This window comes from Saccharomonospora piscinae (assembly GCF_005862235.1).
GTDB lineage: Bacteria > Actinomycetota > Actinomycetes > Mycobacteriales > Pseudonocardiaceae > Saccharomonospora > Saccharomonospora piscinae.
Genome location: NZ_VCEK01000005.1, coordinates 39,156 through 60,865, shown reverse-complemented (window position 1 = coordinate 60,865; position 21,710 = coordinate 39,156). Strand labels below are relative to the sequence as shown.

The 21,710-nt window shown below is 69.8% G+C and carries 22 protein-coding genes and 1 tRNA gene; 9 read left to right on the top strand and 14 right to left on the bottom strand.

What is annotated here, in order from left to right; all coding sequences use genetic code 11:
• Positions 1-99 precede the first annotated feature (99 nt).
• The 4 genes from FFT09_RS19820 to FFT09_RS19805 all read right to left on the bottom strand — a co-directional run bounded on the left by FFT09_RS19820 (position 100) and on the right by FFT09_RS19805 (position 5,426).
• The gene (locus tag FFT09_RS19820) at positions 100-999 is read right to left on the bottom strand and encodes an ArsR/SmtB family transcription factor (protein ID WP_051473419.1); all 900 of its coding nucleotides are present in this window, start codon (positions 997-999) and stop codon (positions 100-102) included.
• Positions 1,000-1,038: 39 nt separating this feature from the next.
• Entirely contained in the window at positions 1,039-2,358 is a 1,320-nt protein-coding gene (locus tag FFT09_RS19815; protein ID WP_138383627.1) for a serine hydrolase domain-containing protein, read from the bottom strand.
• A 469-nt stretch (positions 2,359-2,827) separates the two neighbouring features.
• The gene (locus tag FFT09_RS19810) at positions 2,828-4,687 is read right to left on the bottom strand and encodes an FtsX-like permease family protein (RefSeq protein ID WP_081193961.1); all 1,860 of its coding nucleotides are present in this window, start codon (positions 4,685-4,687) and stop codon (positions 2,828-2,830) included.
• A 1-nt stretch (position 4,688) separates the two neighbouring features.
• Positions 4,689-5,426 (bottom strand): ABC transporter ATP-binding protein, encoded by a 738-nt coding sequence (locus FFT09_RS19805; RefSeq protein WP_024876815.1) that lies wholly within the window; start codon positions 5,424-5,426, stop codon positions 4,689-4,691.
• Between the two features lie 125 nt (positions 5,427-5,551).
• On the opposite strand from FFT09_RS19805, the gene FFT09_RS19800 reads away from it, so the two are divergent.
• The 3 genes from FFT09_RS19800 to FFT09_RS19790 are packed head-to-tail and all read left to right on the top strand — an operon-like array spanning position 5,552 to position 7,851.
• Positions 5,552-6,826, top strand: a complete 1,275-nt coding sequence (locus tag FFT09_RS19800) for a sensor histidine kinase (RefSeq protein WP_167305411.1) — start codon at positions 5,552-5,554, stop codon at positions 6,824-6,826.
• A complete protein-coding gene (locus FFT09_RS19795) occupies positions 6,802-7,482 on the top strand; it encodes a response regulator (RefSeq protein WP_138383625.1) in 681 nt (226 codons plus the stop codon). The genes FFT09_RS19800 and FFT09_RS19795 overlap by 25 nt, the downstream gene beginning before the upstream one ends.
• A 42-nt stretch (positions 7,483-7,524) precedes the next feature.
• Positions 7,525-7,851 carry a putative quinol monooxygenase gene (locus FFT09_RS19790; protein WP_037335308.1) on the top strand — a complete coding sequence of 109 codons (327 nt, stop codon included), beginning with the start codon at positions 7,525-7,527 and terminating at the stop codon, positions 7,849-7,851.
• 24 nt (positions 7,852-7,875) lie between these two features.
• Here the strand turns inward: FFT09_RS19790 and FFT09_RS19785 are convergent, their stop codons facing one another.
• On the bottom strand, positions 7,876-8,433 hold the full coding sequence (locus FFT09_RS19785; RefSeq protein ID WP_138383624.1) for a TetR/AcrR family transcriptional regulator: 558 nt from the start codon (positions 8,431-8,433) through the stop codon (positions 7,876-7,878).
• A 94-nt stretch (positions 8,434-8,527) separates the two neighbouring features.
• On the opposite strand from FFT09_RS19785, the gene FFT09_RS19780 reads away from it, so the two are divergent.
• Positions 8,528-8,836, top strand: a complete 309-nt coding sequence (locus tag FFT09_RS19780; RefSeq protein ID WP_138383623.1) for an antibiotic biosynthesis monooxygenase family protein — start codon at positions 8,528-8,530, stop codon at positions 8,834-8,836.
• On the opposite strand, the gene FFT09_RS19775 is transcribed toward FFT09_RS19780, so the two are convergent.
• Both FFT09_RS19775 and FFT09_RS19770 read right to left on the bottom strand, forming a co-directional pair.
• Entirely contained in the window at positions 8,793-9,512 is a 720-nt protein-coding gene (locus FFT09_RS19775) for an ABC transporter permease (RefSeq protein ID WP_138383622.1), read from the bottom strand. The genes FFT09_RS19780 and FFT09_RS19775 overlap by 44 nt on opposite strands.
• Before the next feature lie 40 nt (positions 9,513-9,552).
• A complete protein-coding gene (locus tag FFT09_RS19770) occupies positions 9,553-10,437 on the bottom strand; it encodes an ABC transporter ATP-binding protein (protein WP_138383621.1) in 885 nt (294 codons plus the stop codon).
• A 164-nt stretch (positions 10,438-10,601) separates the two neighbouring features.
• Between FFT09_RS19770 and FFT09_RS19765 the strand changes: the two genes are divergently transcribed.
• The 3 genes from FFT09_RS19765 to FFT09_RS23545 all read left to right on the top strand — a co-directional run bounded on the left by FFT09_RS19765 (position 10,602) and on the right by FFT09_RS23545 (position 12,683).
• A complete protein-coding gene (locus tag FFT09_RS19765) occupies positions 10,602-11,765 on the top strand; it encodes a sensor histidine kinase (RefSeq protein WP_138383620.1) in 1,164 nt (387 codons plus the stop codon).
• Positions 11,762-12,364, top strand: a complete 603-nt coding sequence (locus tag FFT09_RS19760; RefSeq protein ID WP_138383619.1) for a response regulator transcription factor — start codon at positions 11,762-11,764, stop codon at positions 12,362-12,364. The genes FFT09_RS19765 and FFT09_RS19760 overlap by 4 nt, the downstream gene beginning before the upstream one ends.
• Positions 12,365-12,533: 169 nt before the next feature.
• Positions 12,534-12,683, top strand: coding sequence for a transposase (locus FFT09_RS23545; protein WP_420852704.1), 150 nt, complete (start codon positions 12,534-12,536; stop codon positions 12,681-12,683).
• A gap of 130 nt (positions 12,684-12,813) precedes the next feature.
• Here FFT09_RS23545 and FFT09_RS19745 read toward each other — a convergent pair whose 3' ends face one another.
• Positions 12,814-14,040 carry a cytochrome P450 gene (locus FFT09_RS19745; protein ID WP_138383618.1) on the bottom strand — a complete coding sequence of 409 codons (1,227 nt, stop codon included), beginning with the start codon at positions 14,038-14,040 and terminating at the stop codon, positions 12,814-12,816.
• Positions 14,041-14,177: 137 nt separating this feature from the next.
• Between FFT09_RS19745 and FFT09_RS19740 the strand changes: the two genes are divergently transcribed.
• Positions 14,178-17,321 (top strand): ATP-binding protein, encoded by a 3,144-nt coding sequence (locus tag FFT09_RS19740; RefSeq protein ID WP_138383617.1) that lies wholly within the window; start codon positions 14,178-14,180, stop codon positions 17,319-17,321.
• A gap of 81 nt (positions 17,322-17,402) precedes the next feature.
• A complete protein-coding gene (locus FFT09_RS19735) occupies positions 17,403-17,999 on the top strand; it encodes a TetR/AcrR family transcriptional regulator (protein WP_138383616.1) in 597 nt (198 codons plus the stop codon).
• A gap of 168 nt (positions 18,000-18,167) precedes the next feature.
• Here FFT09_RS19735 and FFT09_RS19730 read toward each other — a convergent pair whose 3' ends face one another.
• From FFT09_RS19730 to FFT09_RS19705, 6 genes are all read right to left on the bottom strand, one after another.
• On the bottom strand, positions 18,168-18,902 hold the full coding sequence (locus tag FFT09_RS19730; protein ID WP_138383615.1) for an SDR family NAD(P)-dependent oxidoreductase: 735 nt from the start codon (positions 18,900-18,902) through the stop codon (positions 18,168-18,170).
• A 221-nt stretch (positions 18,903-19,123) separates the two neighbouring features.
• Positions 19,124-19,196: transfer RNA gene (locus FFT09_RS19725), tRNA-Ala, on the bottom strand.
• Positions 19,197-19,253: 57 nt separating this feature from the next.
• Entirely contained in the window at positions 19,254-19,787 is a 534-nt protein-coding gene (locus tag FFT09_RS19720) for a hypothetical protein (RefSeq protein WP_024876842.1), read from the bottom strand.
• 3 nt (positions 19,788-19,790) lie between these two features.
• The gene (locus FFT09_RS19715) at positions 19,791-20,186 is read right to left on the bottom strand and encodes a YbaB/EbfC family nucleoid-associated protein (RefSeq protein ID WP_138383614.1); all 396 of its coding nucleotides are present in this window, start codon (positions 20,184-20,186) and stop codon (positions 19,791-19,793) included.
• Positions 20,187-20,195: 9 nt separating this feature from the next.
• Positions 20,196-21,326 carry a C40 family peptidase gene (locus tag FFT09_RS19710; protein WP_024876844.1) on the bottom strand — a complete coding sequence of 377 codons (1,131 nt, stop codon included), beginning with the start codon at positions 21,324-21,326 and terminating at the stop codon, positions 20,196-20,198.
• Entirely contained in the window at positions 21,323-21,664 is a 342-nt protein-coding gene (locus tag FFT09_RS19705) for a hypothetical protein (protein WP_024876845.1), read from the bottom strand. The genes FFT09_RS19710 and FFT09_RS19705 overlap by 4 nt, the downstream gene beginning before the upstream one ends.
• Positions 21,665-21,710 lie beyond the last annotated feature (46 nt).

Sequence of the window (21,710 nt, the reverse complement as noted above, 5' to 3'; positions counted from 1 at the left end):
CATAGCCGTGCGATCCACTGGTAATCAAAGAAAATCTCAAGGCTCAGCCTGGCTGGTTCGAAGGAACGGCGCCATGCTTTTTAGCTGTCGTGAAAACAGTCATCCGACGGACTCCGCGCCATCGCAGCCCACCGGCCACAACTGACCCGCCAGTAACGCTGAGCCAAGCGGTGTCACGGAATGTAGTACGGCATTGCGGTTGCGGCGCGTGGTGATGAGCCCGGCTTCCCTGAGGACCGCGGCATGCTGGCTGGCACCCGCCATGGAGATACCGAGCCGATGCGCCAACTCTCCGGTCGTGCAGGAATCGGTCAGCGCGCGCAGACTGGCGGCGCGGGTTCGGCCGACGAGCGCGGCGAGCGCGTTCTCACTGCGCCGCGTCTGCCCCCACAGCCACGCTCCCGCGTTCTTGTCCACCGGCGTCGCGAAGACCAGCACAGGTCGTCCCGACGCGGGTTCCGACTCGATCAGTACGGCACTGTGACTCGCCACGAACACCGACGGCGACAGAAGCAGCCCCCTGCCGTCGAGCCGGACGTCACCGGACAGGTCGTTAGCGATTTCGAGTACGGGCGCCCGCCAACGAACCTTCGGCCCCAGGCTGTTGAACAGCAGGTCCACTCCACCGGTCGCCACGATCCTGCTGCGCGCGTCCCGTTCCGCCCGCAACAGACTTTGCAGGCGCGGCCAGTACGGCGCCACTCCGACACGGAAGAATTGGTGAATCAGTTCCGCGCCCTCGTCGTTTCCCGACGACCGGTTCAGCATCCAGAGCGGGTCGGCCATTCGGTTCGCCCGCGCCGAATCGAGCCTGGACAGGATCGGCGAGTTCTTCAACTGGTCGCGTACCTGCTTGCGCCACTCGCCGAAAGGACGCACTCTGGACTGCTCGAACAGGTTGATGGCGAAAATCGTTTCGGCAACCGCACCAAGCGAGTTACCCAGTCGCACTTTGGTCAGGTCTTCGACCGTAAACTCGATCCTCTGCATGGACATCATCTGGCGCTGATAATTTCTTCCCCCAAATGTATTTCGTGGCTAGCTGCTCGCGCTCCATACCGCTGCCTCGACCCCACCCCTTGTCGCTAGCCTGCCACTCAGTTGCAGCGCGACGACGTTGCCCGCGTCGTCGCGAACGAACCGGCACCGCTGCGTGGGCGAGCGGATGTCCGCCCGATGCACCGTGAACACATCCGGCTCCACCCCGGGATGCAGTGCGGCGGCGAACCCGGTGTCGTCGCGCAGCCGCAGCCCCCCTGTGCCGTTTCGGGTCACCTCGAACCGGAGGTCGCCGTTGCGGTAGTCGTCCGCGAGGTAACCGCGCAGGTCCGGTAGCGAGTGGGGCCGCGAAGGCACCGCCGTCGGCGTGGCGAAACCCAGCCTGCTCCAGAGGTCCTCCCACAGAGCGGTGCCACTGCTGGCGTTGGTCGTCAGTGCCACGATCGTGCCGCGACTCGGGTGGAAGCGGAGGTGCGCCGACGCGCCGTCCAGGGTTCCGTCGTGTCCGAGCCACCCTCCGCCGTAGAGCGCCAGCCCGAGACCCCACCCGTCGGCGAGGTCGAGCGGTTGCAGTCCCGGCACACCCGTTCGCATGTCGGTGGCGAGGTCGACGTCGAGGACTCCGTCCGGTTCCCCCGTCATGAGCAGGTGGGCCAGCGTGGCCAGGTCGGTCGCGGAGCCGGCGACTCCACCCGCAGGGCCCCAGCCACCGGGCAGTTCCACGTCGAGGGGAGTGACCGTCTGCCCGAGCACCGCGTGCGCGCGGACCGAGCTCCAGCCGAACTGGCGGTCCAGATAAGAAAGGCCGAGCCCCAGCGGCCCGGCGAGGAACGAATCGATCGCGTCGTACCAACGGTAGCCCGTTATCGCCTCGATCAACCGTCCAAGCACGACGTAGCCGGTGTTCGAGTAGGAGAAGACGGTGCCGGGCCGCGCCACGAGAGGTTCGCGCGCACAGCTGCGGACGTACCGGCGCAGCGAAGCGACCCGGCCCTCGACTTCGTGCCCCGCCACTACCCCGGCGCTGTGGCTCAGCAACTGGCGTGCCGTGACCGCCCGCCACGACGCCATACCGAGTTCGGGCACGTGGTCCCGCACCGGCTCGTCCAGGTCCAGGTCACCGTCTGCGGCGAGTTGCAGAACCACCGTGGCGGTCAGGACCTTGGTCACCGAGCCGAAGGGGAACCGGGACCGAGCCGTCACCGCACCGCCGCTGTCGAGATCTTCCAGCCCCGCCACCGCCGAGGCGGCACCCCCTGTTCGGCGGACAACCAGCTGAGCGCCAGTAACTCGGTGTGTACGACTGAGCTCATGTAACAACACTTCTATCGAGGAGTCTCGCACGTCGACGGCCCCCATCTTGAGAGTCAGAGCTACACCTGAATGGAATTAAAATATCCTACTGCCTACACGCTCCGGGTAGTGGTGATCACACCATTCGAGATACTGGCAACGTCCACGTTGGCCAGCAATGGGTTTCACGGTGAGGTGAAAATCGCTGCTTCACCTACTGGACCGGCCTGACGCGGCCACACGTCGTCGACCTGGAATTTCGCAATTCCCGCTGTCGCTCCCTGCCGAGCCCTGCACTGATCGGAGTAAGGCGAACAGCGCGAGCGGAGGCAGACATTAGGCCATCCGCAAAGGTGGATTACCAATCCCGAGAATCAGCTCCGCAGCCTGCATGATCGTAGCCACGACACCCCGAAGGCGCAGCTTCCTGAGGCAGAGACCATACGAAGGTCACCCCACCCGACGAGCTGATACCGCAGAACAGATTCTCAGTTTCAGTGTCCGATACAAGAAAAAATCATTCATTTAGTGGAGGTCAAAGCCTGCGCACAGTAGCAACGGAGACCGCGACCACCATGCCGACACAACACGCGGCCAGCACGACGACCTCGACCACGGGCAGGGCGAACGGAGTTTCCGCGACGCTCGTCCGGAGCGCGAACCACACCGCCACCGTCGTCCCGAACGCGATGACCGAGCCGACCAGCGCGCCGGCCAGTCCGATGCTGCCCGCCTCCCGTCGGACCAGCCCCCGCAGTTGCTCGTCCGTGGTACCGACCAGGCGCAACGAATCAAACTCGTGGCGGCGCGAACGGAAGGCCATCGCGGTCGTGTTGGCGATCGCCAGCAGGGCGTAGACGAGGGCGAAACCGCTCAGCAGCCACACTCCCGAGCGCATGCCGGCGTTCTGCTCCTCGATCAGCGGCGCGAGCCAGTCCCCGGTGAGCTCCACCGACGACCCCGGCAGTGTTGCCGCCACGGCGTCCCGCACCGGCGACGGCTCGCTCTCGACGGAGACGTGGACCGCCGTCGTGCCCTCACCTGCCCGCACGAGATCGTCGGGCACCAGCATGGACTGAACCAGTGCGTCGTCGCGGTAGAGGCCGACGACCTCGACGCGGTGGGACGAACCGTCCGGCAGCCGAATCGAGTACTCGCCGCCCTGTTCCCAGCCCAATGACCAGGCCAGGTTCTCGCCCATCAGAACCGACGGGCCACGAAGCCGGTCGAGGGACCCACTCACCTCGTCCAGTCGTATTCCGGCCGAGACGGTGCCGGGATCGACCACGGTCGCGTTCACCGGCTGATCCCACAGGCCGCCCGCCTCGACCGTCCTGACCCGGGCGTGGCCGATCGTCGTCACACCCTCGACTCCGGGCTCGGCCCGGATCGCGTCCGCAGCGCCGTCGGTGTTCCCGGTGACCACGACATCGCTGGTGTAGCGCTCGCGCAGACTCGCCTCACTCGCGGCCGACATCACCACCGACACACCGAGCAGCGAGCCGCAGACGCCCACCGCGAGCACGATCGGCGCCGACGTGGAGGTGGTGCGGCGCACCCCGGTGCGCAGCGTGGCGGCCGCGAGCATGCCGGTCGCGGAGCGGTCGCGGGCGATCCACGAACTGAGCCCGCCGAGGAACAGCGGAGCCAGCAGGACTGCCGCGATGACGAACGGCTCGGCCAGGAACACGGCGATCGGGATCTGGACGTCTCCCGCGAGCGCGGGAAGGATCGCGACGCCTCCGATCCCGATCGCCAGGAACACCAGCCCCATGATCCAGCGGCGACCGGTCATCACCCGCTCGTCGACGTCGGCCTCGCGCAGAGCGTCCGACGGGCTGGCCCGGCTCGCCCTTCGCGCGGCTGCTCCCGCCCCGAACCAGGTCACCAGCAGACCGGTGACGGCGGACACCGGCAGCGCCACGTACCACGTCGGTCCCGACAGGCTCAGCGCGAAACCGTCGGGCGCGACCCCCACGAGAACCAGCAGTTGAGCGAGCGCTGCACCGACCAGCAACCCGAGCAGGCAGCCGAGTGCCGATCCCACCACCCCCACGAGCAGGGCCTCGGCTCGGACCAGCCGCCGCATCTGCTTCGGGGTGGCGCCGATCATGCGCAGCAGGGCGAGTTCTCGCGCCCTCGCGGCGACCGCGAACGCGAAGGTACTCGCGACGATGAAGATCGAGAGGAACGCGGCGAGCGCAGCGAGAAAGCCGATCATCGACGAGACGCCGTCGAGCGTCTCCCTGTCCTGCCCGGTGACGTCGGCGGACGCCGCCGAGGTGATCACCGAGATCGCTGCCATCAGCATCGCCGAGCCGAGCACCAGCGCGACGAACGACCCCACGAACACGGAGCGGCGATCGCGCAGAGTCCGGCCCGCGAGCATCAGCATGTCAGGCTCCCTGGAGCTCCAGACGGGCCATTCGCTCGGCGGCCAGTCCGGCCGTCGGCCTGTCCAGCACGTCGACCAACCTCCCGTCCGCGAGGAACAGCACCCGGTCGCTGAACGCCGCCGCGACCGGATCGTGGGTCACCATCACCACGCTGCGCCCCCGTTCGTCGGCCATCCACCTCAGCAGCCGCAGCACCTCGTCGGAGGACCTGGAATCGAGGGAGCCGGTCGGCTCGTCCGCGAACACGACGTCGGGTTCACTGATCAACGCCCTGGCGATCGCGGCGCGCTGTCGTTGGCCCCCCGACAGCTCCGACGGCCTGCGCGCGCGAAGGTCGCCGAGCGACACCCACGACAACACCGTGGTGACCTCGTCCTTACTGGGCCGGTCCCCCGCGAGGTAGCGGGGCAGCGCGATGTTCTGCTCCGTCGTCAACGCGGGAATGAGATTGTACTCCTGGAAGACGAAGCCGATCCGCGTCCGGCGCAGCTCGGTGAGTTCCACTTCGGACACGGTCGTCAGGTCCGTACCGTCGAGTAGCACGGCACCCGAAGCGGGCCGGTCGATTCCGGAGGCGCACCTCAACAGGGTCGACTTGCCCGATCCCGACGGCCCCATCACGGAGACGAAGGCACCACGCCGCAGATCGAAGCTCACGTCCGTCAGCGCGTGTACGACGTTCGACCGCCTGCCGTAGGCGTGCGACAGCGACACGACTCGCAGCACCGGATCCGCCATGAAACGATCGAACCACGCCCCGCGCTGCCGTGCAGTCGTCCTCGGTGGAAGCTCCGGGTAGAGCGCGCACTACCTTCGACGAGGGCTCTGGTGTGCCGTCGGCCGGCGACCGTACCATTCGGTTGGTGAGCGTGTCGGACGTCGGTTGGCCTGCACTGCGTCGGTCACCTCGGCGTCTTCTGCTCTCCCGGGCCCCCTGGCTTTCCGTCCGCTACCTGCTGATCGGCACCGCGCTCGGGTTCACGTGGCTGCTCGTCGTCCTCGGCTGGCTGGCCGCGAGCCTGCTGCTGTTGCCGCTGGGAATCGGTGCCCTCCTCATCGCGGCGCTGGTCACCTTGGGCCCGCGCGTCGTGGCGCACGACCGCGCCCGGCTGGGTATGGCCCCCCGGCCACGCTCCCGGTGGAACTGGCGCCGACCGTGGGAACCGCTGGGGCAACGCGACACGTGGCGCGAGTTCGGGTACCTCCTGCTGGTCGTGTTCGTGGTGTGGGTCGTGGAAGCGGTCGTGTCGGTGGGCCTGCTCCTGACCGCGGGCACGCTGATCTCCACACCGGTCCTCGTCCTGGTGTTCGGTGACCAGCTCGTCGTCGGCGGGCCCCCGCTGCGGTCGTACGATCTCTGGCCACTGCTGCCCGTCGCGGGAGCCGCGCTGCTCGTGCCCACCTGCTATCTGTGGGTCGCCGTGGCCACGGCACGCGCCGCACTGGTGCGGGCGATGTCCGAGTCGAGCAGAGCCGAACTCGGTGCTCGGCTGGTGGAAGTGGGCCGGTCGAGGGCACGCCTGCTCGACGCGTTCGAGATGGAGCGCCAACGGATCGAACGCGACCTCCACGACGGAGCACAACAACGGCTCGTGTCACTGGCGATGACACTGGGCCTGACCCAGGTCGAACTCGAGGACAACGGCGACGTGGCCGCCGCGAGCAGGTTGGTGGCCGAAGCACGGCGGGACGCCACCCGCGCGCTCACCGAGTTGCGCGAACTCGTGCGCGGCATTCACCCACAGGTACTCACCGACCGGGGCATCGCGGCGGCGATCGAGGAACTGGCCGTCCACTCCGGTGGAATGACCGTGGTGACCGGCATCGACCTGCCGGGCCGCCCGTCCCCGCTGGTCGAATCCACGGTGTACTTCGCGGTGAGCGAGGCGTTGAGCAACGCCGCCAAACACGGTGCCGCGAACCGTGTCGAGATCCGAGGCGTCCGTGACGGCGACACCCTCGTGGTCACGGTGAGGGACGACGGCAGGGGCGGTGCCGACCCCGAGCGCGGCACCGGACTACAGGGAATGGTCGACCGCGTGGCGGCGACCGGTGGCACACTGCTGCTGGCCAGCCCCATCGGCGGGCCTACCGAGCTTCGAATGGAGATTCCATGGACGGCGAACGCGGCCCGCTGAGGGTCGTCATCGCGGAGGACTCGGCGCTGCTGCGGGACGGGCTGGCCGCCCTGCTCGCCCGTTACGGGCACGAGGTGGTCGCGGCGGCGACCGACGCCGACGGCCTCGTCGCCGCGGTCGCCGAGCACGAGCCGGACATCGTGATCACGGACGTGCGGATGCCGCCGGGGCACACCGACGAGGGCCTGCGAGCGGCGCTCGCGCTGCGCGGCGAACGACCGTCGTTACCGGTGCTGGTGCTGAGCCAGATCGTCGAGAAGACCTACGCCTCCGAGCTGCTCGGCAGCAGCGGCTCCGCCACCGGCTACCTCCTGAAGGACAGGGTGGGCGATGTGCGGGAGTTCGTGCGGGCGGTCGAGCGGATCGCGGCAGGCGCGATCGTGATCGATCCCGAGGTGGTGCGCGCACTGCTGTCTCGCCACCGAACGGAGTCGCCGGTGTCGCGCCTGAGCAGGCGCGAGCAGGAAGTGCTGTCGCTGATGGCGCAGGGCCGCAGCAACCCCGCCATCGCGAAGGACCTCTCGATCAGCCAGGCCGCCGTGGCCAAGCACATCGGCAACATCCTGGCCAAACTCGACCTGCCCGAGGACGAGCAGGGCCACCGTCGTGTACTCGCGGTGCTCGCCTACCTGCAACACCACGGCAGCGCGGACTGAGGGCCGCCGAGCCCACGGAAACTGTCACAGGTCACTGCCACCATGCGGGAGGAACCGACGCCCCGAAGGGACACGCTCTTGCTGATCATCACGGGATATCTGACGGTCGACCCCGCGCAGCGCGACGCGTTCGTCGCCGCGCATCACGACCTGCTCGCCAGGGCTCGCCGGGCACCGGGCTGCCTGGACATCGCCATCACCGCCGACCCGCTCGACCCGGCTCGGGTGAACAACCTGGAACGCTGGGAGTCCCGGGAACACATCGACGCCTGGCGGCGGGTCGCCAACGCCCCCGACACCGGAATCGCGATCCGGTCCGACACGGTCATGGAGTACAGTGTGGACGGTGTTCGGCCGCCCTTCGGCTGAGCCGGACGGTCGGCCCCGGCTCACTCAGATCGCACCGACGAGGTAGCGCTGCAACGTGGGGCCGATCCAGGCGACGAGCTCGTCCGGGCTCAGGTCGACGACCGGCGGCAGGCGCAGCACGTACCGGCACAGTGCCACACCGAGGGCCTGGGTGGCGACGACTCCTGCGCGGGCCGACACGTCGCCGCCCTCCCCCGCGAGCCCGGCGATCATCGGAGTCAACTGCTCGGTGAAGATCGCCCGCATCCGCTCGGCGACGTCGTCGTCGGTCACGGCGGTGCGCAGCAGGATCATCAGCCCGTCGTCGCCCTCCCATCGCGCCAGCAGGTGCTCGGCGAGCACGTGACCGGCGTGGTCCTGAGGCGCCTCACGCAGGTCCGGCAGCCGGAGGTCGAAGTCCGCGGTGAGCGCGAACAGTTGCCGCTTGCTGCCGAAGTAGCGCACCACCATGGAGGGATCGACTCCGGCGTCGGCGGCGATGGCGCGCACGGTGGCACGGTCGTAGCCGTCGGTGCCGAAACGGGTGCGCGCCGCGCGCAGGATCGCCTCGCGGGCGGGACGGGAGCGATCGGTGAACGCCATGCGCGGCAGTCTAAGTCAACAAGCGTTGTCAAAGACACCCGGATCGCCTACATTTGTTGACCAACGCTTGTAGGCGACCCGGAGGGAGAACCCCATGCCACACGTGCTCGTCCAGCAGCGCTTCGAGGACTTCGACCGCTGGCAGCGGGTGTTCGAACGGCTCCGCCCCGCGCGCGCCGAGGCGGGCTGCCGCAGTACCGCCGTGTTCCGCAACCGGCGCGACCCGCAGGAGGTCGTCGTGCTCTTCGACTTCGCCGACCTGGCCCTCGCGCAGCGGCACATGGGCAGCCCGCAACTGCGCGACGCATGGCGAGATGCCGGGGTCACCGACCCCGGCACCGTCACCGTCCTGGACGCCGTCAGCGGCGCGGCTCCCACCGGAACATCCGGCTCGCCAGCGTGATCGCCACGACCACCCAGGCCAGCGTGGGCGCGAGCAGGATCAGCGAGTCCGCCACGGCGACACCGCCGTTCCAGGCGTTGACGACGAGTTCGGTGGCCGAGCCGCCGGGCAGCAGCCGCTTGACCACCGCGAGGTCCTCCGTGCCGGTGAGCCCCACCCAGCTCGCGACGCCGATGGTGCCGAGGCTGACGGGCAGGGTGGTCACCTGGGCGTGCTCGGGTGAGTTCGTCAGGCCCGCCGTGGCCAGTCCCAGCCCGAGCATCATGACCAGTGTCGCGAGAACACCCACCGCGAGCAGTGCGATATTGTCCGGCCCCCCGGCCACCGAACCCAGCACGGCCATGATCACGACGACCTGGAGCACGGCGAGGACGGTGACCGGCAGCAGCAGGCCGGACAGAATCCCGACATCGCCCTCCGCCGTGGAGCGCAGCCGCTTGAGGAACAGGTTCTGCCTGCGAGAGGCCAGCGTGGTCACCGTGGTGGTGTAGAGGCCGAAGGCCCCGACAGTGAACATCACGATGGCCGCGATGTAGCCGAGGCTGCCCACCGAGGCGAACAGCTCGTGGCGCTGGATGAAGAACGCGCTGACAGCCACGGGCATGATGAAGCTGGTGACCAGCACCAGCCGGTTGCGGAAGAGCTGAATCAGCTCGCTGAGGGCGATCGAGAGCATGGGGAACTCCTTGTGAGGTGAAGGGCGGGTGCGGGCGGGACTACTCACTGCCGAGCGAGCGGAACACGTCGTCGAGCCGAGTCGGCCCCGCTTCGAGCTCCCGCAGTTCCACCGCGTGGTCCTCGGACCACCGCAGCAGGGTGTGCAGGTCCTTCTGCAACCCGAACGTCTCGATGAGGCAGCGCCCGTCCCGCTCACGCGCCGCGGGCAGCGGCAACGCGGGCGCCGAGGCGGGCAGCACGAACCGGATGGTGGCGGGCAGGGTGCGCGTCAGCTCGGCGACGGTTCCCTCCCGGTGGAACGTGCCCCGGTGCATGAGCCCGATCCGGTCGGCGCGCTGCTGGGCCTCCTCGAGGTAGTGCGTGGTCAGGACGACGGTGGCGCCGTCGTCGCGCAGCTTGTCCACGACGTCCCACAGGTCGTCGCGCGACTGGATGTCCAGCCCCGTCGTGGGCTCGTCGAGGAAGACCAGCTCCGGCGTGCCGTACACGGCGGTGGCGAAGTCGAGTCGCCGCTTCTCGCCCCCGGAGAGCTGCGACACGCGAGTGCCCGCCTTGTGGGTGAGTGCGACGACGCCGAGCACCCGCTCGACCCGGTCCACGCGCCGGGTCAGGGCCCCGATCAGCCGCACCGACTCCTTCACCGTCAGGTCCGGGGAGAAGCCGCTCTCCTGCAGCATGATGCCCATCTTGGGCCGCACGGTGGCGCGGTCGAGCGGGCTCTGCCCGAAGACCCGCACGGTGCCCGACGTGGGCGTCCGGTGCCCCTCGATGATCTCCAGGGTCGAGGTCTTGCCGGCCCCGTTCGTGCCGAGCAGTGCATAGAGCTCGCCGCGCCCGACCTGGAAGGACAGGTCCTTCACGGCGTGGAAGTCGCCGTAGGTGAGGTTGAGCCGTTCGACGTCGATGACTGGTGTGGTGGACATGCCCCGTATTCCACCCGCTACGGCGGTCACCGGGCAGTGTCGGTGCGTCATCATTTCGTGATGACAATCCTGCGGGTAAGAGGGTGACGCCACGTCACTGGTGGCGGCACCGCGATGGGCTCGATACTGGCGGCAGACCTCTGCTGTCCGACTCCGGAGAACACATGACATCCAGGCCGGTGAAACGGCTCAGGGCACCGACGCTGGCGAAGTGGGAGTTCAGCGACGCGACGCAGGGACGCCTGCGTCAGATCAATCTCACCACCCAGCTTCCCCCGCTCGCCCTGGGCGGCGTGGTGGTCGTGGCGCTCGGTTCCCGCACCTGGACCGACGCGCTGGTCCTGAGCCTGGGTCTGGTGGCGGCCCTGGTGGCGTTCGTGCGCTGGGCGGCGGGCGACATATCGCGCGTCGCGCTCCCGTGCGTGCTCGTGGCCGCCGGGGTGTGGATCTACGGGGCGCTGGTGGCGGGCGCCGGGATGGCGTTCTTCGGGCTGCTGGTCGCCGGCACGCTCGCCGTCCCCCAGCTGTCCCGTCACCGCATCGCCGGGTCCGTCGCGCTGGTCGGTTTCGTCACTGTGGTGGGCGCGATGCGACTGTTGGTGTCGGACGACGACCTCTTCAGCACGGTGTTCGAGTACGCGATCGTGCCCGGCGGGCTCACCGCCGTCCTGATGGGGCTGATGTTTCCCAACAAGCGGTTCTACGACGTCGTCGCGGAACTGGAGCAGTCCCGGGAGCGAGAGGCGGAGCTGGCGGTCATGCGCGAGCGCATGCGCTTCGCCAGCGACCTGCACGACATCCAGGGGCACACGCTCCACGTCGTGAAGCTGAAGATCGCACTGGCCCAGAAGCTGGTCCACACCGACGCCGCCCGGGCTCAGGAGGAGCTGCGCGAGATTCACGCTCTGGTCGGCGACACCATCACCCAGACCAAGGAGCTGGCCTACGCCCAGCGGCGCCTCAATCTCTCGGCGGAGCTGGAGAACGCCAAGAACCTGTTCGAGGCCGCGGGCATCCGCGTGCGTGTGGTGCGCGAGGCCGAGGTCGACACCCGGGCGGGAGAACTGCTCGGCCAGGTGCTGCGGGAGACGACGACCAACATCCTGCGGCATGCCGAAGCCACCCGGGTGGAGATCACTCTCGCGGCCTCCGGCATCACCATCGTCAACGACGGGGCGCGCACCAGCCCACCTCCCGAGCTGCGGGGGCTCGCCGCGCTGGAGGAACGGGTCGCCGCTGACGGCGGGCAGTTGACCGTCGAGCAGCGGGACGGCAGGTTCGTGACGGCCGCGACGCTGCCGCAGCCCGGAGTACAGGAGGTTCGATGACGACCGTTGTACTGGCCGACGACGAGGCCCTGCTGCGCAAGGCACTGGCGTCGCTGCTGCCGCTGGAGGGCGACATCACCGTGCTCGCCGAGGCCCACGACGGCGACACCGCGATCGAGGCCACCCTGCGCCACCAGCCCGACGTCCTCGTCATCGACCTGGAGATGCCCGGAGTGGACGGGCTCGGCGCCGTCTCGGCCATCCGGCGTGTGCGGCCGGACCAGGTGATCCTGATGCTGACCCGCCACGCCCGGCCCGGCGTGCTGCGCAAGGCACTCAGGCTCGGCGTCCAGGGCTTCGTCAGCAAATCCGCCGAACCGGCACACATCACCTCGGTCATCGGCACCCTGCACGGGGGAAAGCGCTGGATCGACCCCGACGTCTCGGCCCTGGCGGTCGTCGATGACTGCCCGCTCACCGACCGGGAGGTCGACGTCCTGCGCGTGACCGGGGACGGCTACTCCGTCGCCGAGATCGCACGGCGCCTGCACCTCGCGGAGGGCACCGTGCGCAACTACCTCTCCAACGCCATGCAGAAGACCCAGACCCGGACCCGCCACGAAGCGGCCCGCTACGCGAGGGAACACGACTGGCTTTGAATCCTCTCCTGCCTGAGGGCGGGAGATTGCTGACTCAGGCAGCCTGACCGCGTTTGTCTTGGTCGCGCCTATTGCTGCGTCGGCTGCCTTGCGGGCCATCGCGGTCTTCGCGAGGAACTTCGGCCGGAAGTCCTCGACGGCCACCGCGTCGTGGTCACGGACGACACGCTTGGCCCACTTCCGCCCAGCGGACCTGCGGTTCGCCTACTGGAAAGGCATGCGCCTCTGGTCCGGGTCATACTTCGCCGGGTCGGTCGGTGGCGCGCCGATCTCGGTGGTGCGTCAGTACATCGAGCAGCAGACCCGGCCGGCCGTGTAGGTCACCGCCGGGCACGTCGTACGCGAATCGGATGCGCTTCCTCCCCGCACTGAACGGCGAGGCATCCGCGCTACGTTCCTCCGGTGACGCGGTGCCGCTGTGGCCTTCGCGCGGCCCGTCACCACCACTGTCACCGCACGGCCGTACCCGACCAGGTGACCGGCAGTGCGTGGACCCCGTAGATGTTCATGTCCGTCTTGAGCGCGACCTCGTCGGCGGGGACGGCGAGCCTGAGTCCGGGCAGACGTCGCGTCAGCGCCCCGAACCCGGCTCGTAGCTCGATGCGCGCCAGTTGCTGGCCGAGGCACTGGTGAAAGCCGTGACCGAAGGTCAGGTGGCCGCGAGCGCCGCGGTGAATGTCCAGTTCTCCGGCCCGCTCAAACCGCTTCGGGTCACGGTTGGCCGCCAGCAGCGAGACCACGACGGTCGAGCCTGCGGCGATCGTCTCCCCCGCGAGTTCGACGTCCTCGGTGGCATAGCGGTAGACGATGTCGGTCACCGAGAGAAAGCGGAGAAGTTCCTCCACCGCCCCGGGCAGCAGGTCCGGGTCGCCACACAGCTCGGCCCACTGCTCGGGATGTTCCAGCAGCGCGAAGGTTCCGAGCGCCAGCAGATTGGCCGTGGTCTCGTGGCCCGCGAGCAGCAGCAGGAACGCGGCGCCGGTCAGCTCCTCGACGGTGAGGTCGTCGTGCCCGGCCAGGTCGGACAACACGTCCTCGCCCGGCTCCGCGCGCTTGCGGGTGACCAGCTCCGCAAGATAGGTGGTCATGGCGCCGTAGGCGGCCATCTTCTCGTCCAGCGACTGGTCCCTGACCAGGAACCTGGCCGAGTTGACCTGAAAGCTGTCCCGATCCTCGTAGGGCACACCCAGCAGTTCGCAGATCACCAGCGACGGCACCGGCAGCGCGAACTCGCCGACGAGGTCAACCGGCGGTGACAACCGCGCCAACGCGTCCAGCCGCCGCTCGGTGATGTCGACGACGCGCTCTTCGAGCCCGCGCATCCGTTTGACGGTGAAGGCGCCGGTGAGCTTCCGGCGCAGCCGGGTGTGCTCCGGCGGGTCCATGGCGATGAACAGGCCCGGCACCGGCGGGGACGGCTCGGTGGCCACGGGCATGCCCGGGGTCTCGTACGGCACATGCAGGACGCCGATGTCCTGGCGGGAGCTGAACCGGGTGTCGGCCATGAGCTGCCGGACCGCGTCGTAGCCGGTGACCAGCCAGCCGTCGTGCCCGTCCGGAAAGCGCAGCGGGCTGACCGGGCGGGCCTCGCGCAGCCGGGTGATCGCCTGCGGTGGGTCGAACGGGCCGGCGTCCCGTTCCGTGGGCAGGCCGTGCGGAATCAGCGCTTCGCTCATCGGGTTCCTTTCGTGGCGGTGCGGACCACGTTCGCCGACGGCACTGACACGGGCCTGACACTGCTCTGCTCCCGCTCTGACACGGGCTCCGCCCGAGGCGGCCGGTGCGGGACCGGCGTCATGGCAGACTCGGCCCGGTGCGGATCGGGCTTCTGGGACCCTTCGAGCTTCGGGCGGACGACGGCACCGTGGTCGACGTGCCGGGCGCCAGGCTGCGCGGACTGGTGGCCGCACTCGCCCTCCACTCCGGTCACGTGGTCCCGAAGGCGACGCTCATCGACTGCATCTGGGGTGAGCACCCGCCCGCCGACGCGGTGAACGCGTTGCAGCGCCTGGTCTTCCGGTTGCGCAAACTGCTGCCGGCGGGGCTGATCGAGGGAGGGACGGACGGCTACCGGCTGCGCGTGGACTCCGACGCCATCGACGCGCTGCGGTTCGAACGCCTGCTCGGCACGGCCCGCGACGACGGGCCACAGCGGCTGCGCGAGGCGCTCACGCTGTGGCGCGGCCCGGCTCTGCGGGGCATCGGGCTACCGGACAGCGCGGCTCTCGCGGCGGCGGCAACCCGGCTCGAGGAACTACGCCTGACCGCGCTGGAGGAACGGTTCGACACGGAGTTGCGCCTCGGCCACGGCGCCGAGCTGGTGGCCGAGCTGACCGACCTCGTCGCCACGCACCCGCTCCGGGAACGGCTCGTCACCGCGCTGATGCGAGCTCTCGTCCTGACCGGCCGCGACACCGAAGCACTGCACGTGTACGAGCGGGCCAGGCGGGCCCTGGCCGACGAGCTGGGCGTGGCCCCGTCACCGGAGCTGTCCGCGGTACACGTCGCGCTGCTGCGGGGTGAGCTGACGCGGCGGCCGGAGGAGCGGAGAACCAACCTCCGCGCCGAGCTGACCAGCTTCGTCGGCAGGGACACCGACGTCGCCGCCGTGCGCGAACTCATCACCGCGCACCGGCTCACCACGCTCGTCGGACCGGGCGGCTCCGGAAAGACGAGGCTGGCCACGGAGAGCGCGCGCACGGTCCTCGACGTGCCGGACGGCGGTGTCTGGCTGGTCGAACTCGCGGCCCTCGGAGCCGACGGTGACGTGGCGCAGGCGACGCTGGCGGCCCTGGGACTGCGGGATTCCCTGGTCGGGCAGTCGGCCGACCACGGCTTCCCCGAGCCGACGGCACGGGTCGTCACCGCGCTGCGCGAGCGGGCGATGCTGCTGGTCCTCGACAACTGTGAGCATGTGATCGAGTCGGTCGCGACCTTCGCTCATCGGCTGCTGGGACAGTGCCGGCGACTGCGGATTCTCGCGACGAGCAGGGAACCGCTCGGCATCACGGGTGAGGCGCTGTGGCAGGTCACCGCCCTGGGACTGCCTGCGGACGGCGCGGGCTCCGGCGAGATCGAGTCCGCGCCCGCCGTCCGGCTGCTGCGCGACCGGGCCGGCGCGGTGCGCACGGACCTCCCCGCCGACGCGACGACGTCGTCGACCTTGCTGCGTGTCTGCCGTGCGCTGGACGGCATGCCGCTGGGCATCGAACTCGCCGCCGCCCGGTTACGGACCATGTCCCTCGACCAGCTCGCCAACCGGCTCGACGACCGGTTCCGCCTGCTGACCGGAGGCAGCCGTACCGCGCTGCCCCGGCACCGGACGTTGCGCGCGGTGATCGACTGGAGCTGGGAACTGCTCTCCGGCGCCGAACAACGGGTATTGCGCAGGCTCTCGGTGTTCGCCGGTGGGGCGAGCCTGGACGCGGTCGCGAAAGTCTGCGCGGGCGCGGGTGACGCCCCGGCCGAAGCGGAGGTCTTCGAACTGCTGAGCGCGTTGACCGAGAAATCGCTAGTGATCGCCGGAGGCGACGGCGCGCCGCGCTACCGGATGCTCGGCACCATCCGGGAGTACGCCCAGGCGCGGCTTGCCGACGCCGGCGAGACGGAGGCGGTGCGCCGCGCACATCGGGACCACTTCACCGAACTCTGCGAGACGGCCGAGCCGCACCTTCGCCGCGCCGGGCAACTGGAATGGCTCGCCGTGCTCGAAGCCGAGCACGACAACATCGCCGCCGCGATGCGCGGCGCACTCGCGGCGGGCGAGGCGGGCCCGGCGATGCGGCTCGCGGCCGTCGCCAGCTGGTACTGGTGGCTCGGCGGGCACCGGGCGGAGGGCAACGAACTGCTCCTTTCGGCGATCGCCCTGCCCGGCGAGGTGGCCGACGAGATCCGTGGAGTGGTCTACGCATTTCTGATCCAGTTCGTGAGCTCCGGGCAGCAGAGCGACGAGCGCAGGGCGGAGGAGTGGATTCGCAGGGCGTGCGAGGTCAGCCGCCGGGTGGGCGGCCGGCACGTCGCGCTGCGGTTCGCCCCCGCGCTGGAACGCCTGCTGCACGGGCCCGACGCCTCGCTGACCGCGTTCGAACCGTTGACCGCCGACGAGGACCCCTGGGTACGGGCGGTCGCGAGGATCCAGCTCGGCAAGATGCGGGTCATGCTGGGCCACGGTGGCCACGATGCCGACGCCTACCTCGAACAGGCGCTGACCGAGTTCCGCGCGATCGGCGAGCGGTGGGGCATCGCGTTCGCGCAGAGCGAGCTGGCCGATCGCCTCGCCATGCGCGGCGAGTTCACCACCGCCTGCGAGCATTACGAGCAGGCGATCGCGGTCGTCACCGTCCTCGGCGCCACCGAGGACGTCGCGCGGATGCGCTCGCGGCAGGCGCAGCTGTACTGGCTCGGCGGCGATGCGGAGTCGAGTGCCGCCGCCACGGCCGAGGTCCAGCGGCACGCGCGCGCGGTGGCCTGGCCCAACGCGCTCGCCGAGCTCGCGCTGTCGTCCGCGGAGCTCGCGCGCTGGAACGGCGACGCGGAGCAGGTACGAAGGCAACTCGACGTCGCGACGGCGATGCTGGGCGAGGACGCCGAGCGGGCGAACATCCGCGCGACGACACACGACCTGCTCGGCTACCTCGCCACCGACCTCGACCAGGCTCGCGAACACCGGCTCGCGGCCTTCGAGGCGGCGGCCGACGCGGGACACCCGCTGCAGATCGCGCAGGCGCTGACCGGGATCGCGGACCTGGCGCTGCGCTCCGGACAGCACGAGCGGGCCGCTCGCCTGCTCGCGGCGAGCGCCAGGGTCGGCGGGCTGCCGAACCGTGCCCAGCCCGATGTCACCCGCATCGAGCGGATCGTGCGACACCGCCTCGGTGAGACGCGGTTCACCGAAGCGACCGAAGAGGGCGCGCGGGCGGACTGGCGCGAGCTGGCCGCGAGCACGCTCGCACGCTGACCATCGGGCGATCCCGGGCACTCTTGGTCCGCAGGCCAGCGAGTTCTGGCCTAATTGGTCAAGAACCCGTATCATCGTGGCGTGCCACGACCCCGGGAGTTCGACGAGGATCATGTCGTCGCGGCGCTCCGCCAGGAGTTCTGGGACAAGGGCTACGCGGCAACCTCGGTGGACGATCTCATGCGCGTCAGCGGGCTGGGCAAGGGCAGCCTGTACGGAGCTTTCGGCGACAAGCACAACTTGTTCCTGCGGGTGCTGCGCGAGTACAACGACGCCAACGATCGAATGCTCCGCGAGCGGCTAGCGTCCGTACCGCGGGGCATCGACCTCGTGCGCGAGTTCGTGCGAGGTCCGAGCTGTGATTCCACCGGAACATCCGCCCGGCGCGGATGCCTCTTGGCCAACAGCACAGCCGAGCTGGCAGCGAGAATGCCGGATGTCGCGGCCGAGGCCCGACGTAGCTACGACGCGACCGCCAAGGTCCTGGCGGAGGCGATCGAGCGAGCGCAGCGGGAAGGCGACGTGGATCCCGATGCGGATGCCAACCAGATCGCCTGTGCGGTTCTCGCCGCCCAGCTCGGAGTAGTCGCGCTCGGACGGACGGGGATGGACGTCGACACGCTCGCCTCCGTGGCCGAGTCCGCCCTGGAGCGACTGCTGCCCTCGCAGGGACGTTGAGCAGTGCCGGCTGGACCGGCAGCTCCGAGCGCACTGGCCCGCACTGCGTGGGCTGGTGTGCGAGGCGAGCCCTCCCACACCAGCCCGACCTTGGTGCAGCTCACCGAGGAAGCCACCCTGGGCGGGCATCCCCCGATGGAACCAGGCATCCGAAAGGGGTGCAGGGCATCAGACCTGCGCGACGCCGCCGTCGGCGGCCAGCACGGAGCCGTTGACGTAGCTTGAGGCGTCCGAGGCCAGGAAGGTGGCGGCCGCAGCGATCTCCTCAGGTGCGCCGTGCCGACCCAGCGGGATCATCTCCTTGGCCTGCTCCCGAACCTCCGAGGGAACGAGATCGAGCAGGCCCGGGGTGGGGACCATGCCAGGCGCGAGCACGTTGACGCGGAAACCGTACTGGCGCGAGCTGTGGGCCCAGCCGCGGGCCAGGTTGTGCACGGCGGCCTTGGTCGCGGCGTAGATCTCGAGCCCTTTTTCAGGGCGTGTCGCGGCGGTCGAGCCGGTCAGGATGATGGATGCCCCTGAGCGAAGCAGCGGCAATGCTTTTTGGACAGTGAAGACGGTTCCCTTGACGTTGGTGGCGAACAGGGCGTCGACCTGCTCCTCGGTGACTTCGCCAAAGGCGGCATCGATGCCGATACCGGCGTTGGCGACCAGGACGTCGACGTGCCCGGCCTGCTCGCGGACAGTTTCGTAGAGAGCGTCGAGATCGGCGGGCACGGCAGAGTCGCAGACCACGGCGGTCACATTCTCGCCGAGCTCGGCGACTGCCGTGTCGAGCGTTTCCTGACGACGGCCGGTGATGAACACCGTCGCACCCTCGTCGCGGAATGCCCGCGCGATCGCGAGTCCGATACCGCTACTGCCGCCGGTGACCACTGCGACCTTGCCCGTCAGGACGGCCACGCCGCCCACCTCCCTGAGTTGTTGACTGTAACGTCCATAACTCTGCCCGATCTGGACTAGGCAGTCAAGAAAGGTGGCGCACGCCTCCCCGGGCCGCGCTGAGGTGCGATTCGTTGGGGTGCAACCGGCACTTGAGGGAGTGCAGTCGTGGATCGCGAAGATGGTATACAAAAAAACGCCCGACCTGCGTCAACACACAGGCCGGGCGATCATGAAAACTGTGGAGCTAAGGGGACTCGAACCCCTGACCCCCTCACTGCCAGTGAGGTGCGCTACCAGCTGCGCCATAGCCCCGTGCTGTTGTGCTGACGACTATACCGTCCCGCTCAACGCTCACGCACGGGGGGTGGCTCACCGGTCGGAGCGCAGCGTGGCCGGGTCGAACGTCGCCAGCTCGTCCTCTTCGACACTACCCTCCGCCGCCGGCGCGGGGCCGTCGTGGCCACGGCGTCGCGTCTCGCGCAGCCGCTCCGCTCGCCTGCGCTGGAACTCCTCCACCGTGATCCCCGGGTCGTCGTCGGGGTTCCTGGCGGGCGCGGGCATGCCGGAAAGCTGCTCGATCAGGTAGGTCGCCTGCTCGCCGAGCCGCAACGCCACCAGGTTGTAGCTGGCCTGCACCGCTTCCCGCTGGGCCACGCGCGCCACCTCGACCAGCAGCGAACCGAGCCGGTCCGGCCCCCAGCTCGCCGCGGACGGGGCGAGCCACAGCCGCAGGAGCGCTCCGCGTGCGTCCACGGTCAGCTCGATCGTGTTGTCCACGTCGTGCGCGGTGCCCGTGGCCGAGGCCATCAGCGCCTCGACCGACTCCAGCGCGTCCCGCCGCTCGCGTGCCTGCGCGATCAGCTCCCGGGTGCTCCCGCCGCCGACCGGCGTCCGCTCGACCATCCGTCACCGCCCCCCGAGCACGGGCGAGTAGCCCTCGTCGTCGACGTCGGTGTCCGGCAACGGCTCGTAACCGAGCGAAGCCAGCGTGGCGTCGCCGTCCGGACCGAGTACCGGAGACAGCGCGCGGTACATCCGGTCGCCCGCCCGCCGCCGCGCGGTGTCGGCCAGCGTCATGATCTGCTGCGCCAGCGCATCCGTGCCCGAACGCAGTGCCGCGTGGGTCAGCCGCACATCGGTGAGCAGCCCGCCCGGCGCCACCTCGACGCGGATGGCGCCGTCGCCCGACTCGGCCTTCCCAGCGACACCCCCGAGCCGGGAGAACTGCCGCGCCGCACGGTCGGAGGTCTGGCGCACCTGGTCGCCGATCCGGGCCGCGTCCCGGTCCGCATCCGTTTCCACCACGTCCCCCTATCCGGTGGGCCGGTAAAAGCCGACGAACGACTGGCCGGCGTTGGTGGTGCGGATGGGCCCGATCTGCACGGGATCGCCCGCCTCGATCATCTGACCGTCGCCCACCACCATCGCGACGTGCCCCGACCACACCACGAGATCGCCCGGCAGGAGCTGGTCCTGCGAGGGCACTTCCGCCCCCACCGTCTGCTCCTGCGCGAGCCTCGGAATGTCGAGCCCGGCCTCACCGTAGGACGTCATGGTCAACCCACTGCAGTCGAGCCCCACACCCCGGGAGGTACCGCCCCACACGTAGGGCACACCGAGCTGGGATATCGCGGCGCGGACCGCCTTGGCCGCGGTCTCGTTCGGCGCCTCGACCGTCGAGCCGTCCGGCAGGTTGACCTTCACCCCGGTGCCGGGCTGCGGCGGGATCGCGACCGGCAGCCGCGGCTTCGTCACCGCGCCACCGCCACCAGCGCTGACGGCGCCGCCGCCACCACCACTGCCCGCACCACCACCGCCACCCGCGCCCTGCGCGTTGAACGACGAGGCGACCTCGGTGCCGGCAGCACTCGCGCTGGTGGAGCCGCTGTCCCGGCCGAGCGAGCCCGCGATGCCGGTGAGCGTGCTCAGCGTGCGGTCACTGATGTCCGCCGACTCCCCCGTGAGATCGGCGATCTTTCGTTGCAGACCCACCATCAGTTCCCGCACGGCCGCCTGGCCGCCCTCCGGGACGGGCGGCGTCTGCCGCGCCGCCGCGACGGCCTTCATGGTCCTGCCGATCTCCTGAATGATCTCCTCGCGGACGCGGTCGTTGTCGACCTGGCCGACCTTCAGGGCCTCGGCGGCCTCGGCCACCGCGTCCTCGATCTCCATGCTCTCGTCGAGCAGCGCCTGCACCTCGTCGTCGAGCGACCGAGCGGTACCGACGGCGTTGTCCGTGGCGTTGCCCGAGGACCGCTCCGCCAGCAAAGCCCGCTGCGAACTGGCCGCACCCCGCACCTCGTCCAGCGAGGTTCGCAGCGCCGACTGACCACCGCGTGCGGAGTCCATCGCCGCGTCATCGGTGCGCATCCGGCGCGCGAACTGGTCGGGCACATCCAGCGCGGCCCGGGTGAGTTCCGCCGTGTCCGGCGCCTCCGTCATCCGAGCTCCCTGCCCAGCCGGTCGAGGGTGGCCTGCTGCTCGGCCTCGACCACGTCGTAGTTGTGGCTCGTGCGGCGGGCGGCGTCGGCCATACTCCGCCAGCCTCCGCCCAGCCTGTCCAGCCGTTCCTGGATGCCGCGCATGCGCGCCGCGTACGCGCCCGCGAGACCGGCCTCCGATCCCATGGTGGAGAACCCGTCGCCCGCCAGCTCGACGTTCGGTGCGATGTGCCGCTGCCCCGCCTGGCGCACGTCGTCGCCCGCCGGGTCGATGCCCCGGGCGTAGTGCTCGTACGCGCCGTCCTCGACCCGGAAGCCCGCGTGTGGTGTGCCGTCCACGTCACCCTCCTTCACGACTGTGACGCGGCCCGGCCGACCACGGTTC

Bases quoted from the DNA above. Each gene is read 5' to 3' on its own strand.
- FFT09_RS19820 (WP_051473419.1), bottom strand. From the start codon at position 999: ATGATGTCCATGCAGAGGATCGAGTTTACGGTCGAAGACCTGACCAAA.
- FFT09_RS19815 (WP_138383627.1), bottom strand. From the start codon at position 2,358: ATGGGGGCCGTCGACGTGCGAGACTCCTCGATAGAAGTGTTGTTACAT.
- FFT09_RS19810 (WP_081193961.1), bottom strand. From the start codon at position 4,687: ATGCTGATGCTCGCGGGCCGGACTCTGCGCGATCGCCGCTCCGTGTTC.
- FFT09_RS19805 (WP_024876815.1), bottom strand. From the start codon at position 5,426: ATGGCGGATCCGGTGCTGCGAGTCGTGTCGCTGTCGCACGCCTACGGC.
- FFT09_RS19795 (WP_138383625.1), top strand. From the start codon at position 6,802: ATGGACGGCGAACGCGGCCCGCTGAGGGTCGTCATCGCGGAGGACTCG.
- FFT09_RS19790 (WP_037335308.1), top strand. From the start codon at position 7,525: ATGCGGGAGGAACCGACGCCCCGAAGGGACACGCTCTTGCTGATCATC.
- FFT09_RS19785 (WP_138383624.1), bottom strand. From the start codon at position 8,433: ATGGCGTTCACCGATCGCTCCCGTCCCGCCCGCGAGGCGATCCTGCGC.
- FFT09_RS19780 (WP_138383623.1), top strand. From the start codon at position 8,528: ATGCCACACGTGCTCGTCCAGCAGCGCTTCGAGGACTTCGACCGCTGG.
- FFT09_RS19775 (WP_138383622.1), bottom strand. From the start codon at position 9,512: ATGCTCTCGATCGCCCTCAGCGAGCTGATTCAGCTCTTCCGCAACCGG.
- FFT09_RS19770 (WP_138383621.1), bottom strand. From the start codon at position 10,437: ATGTCCACCACACCAGTCATCGACGTCGAACGGCTCAACCTCACCTAC.
- FFT09_RS19765 (WP_138383620.1), top strand. From the start codon at position 10,602: ATGACATCCAGGCCGGTGAAACGGCTCAGGGCACCGACGCTGGCGAAG.
- FFT09_RS19760 (WP_138383619.1), top strand. From the start codon at position 11,762: ATGACGACCGTTGTACTGGCCGACGACGAGGCCCTGCTGCGCAAGGCA.
- FFT09_RS19745 (WP_138383618.1), bottom strand. From the start codon at position 14,040: ATGAGCGAAGCGCTGATTCCGCACGGCCTGCCCACGGAACGGGACGCC.
- FFT09_RS19720 (WP_024876842.1), bottom strand. From the start codon at position 19,787: ATGGTCGAGCGGACGCCGGTCGGCGGCGGGAGCACCCGGGAGCTGATC.
- FFT09_RS19710 (WP_024876844.1), bottom strand. From the start codon at position 21,326: ATGACGGAGGCGCCGGACACGGCGGAACTCACCCGGGCCGCGCTGGAT.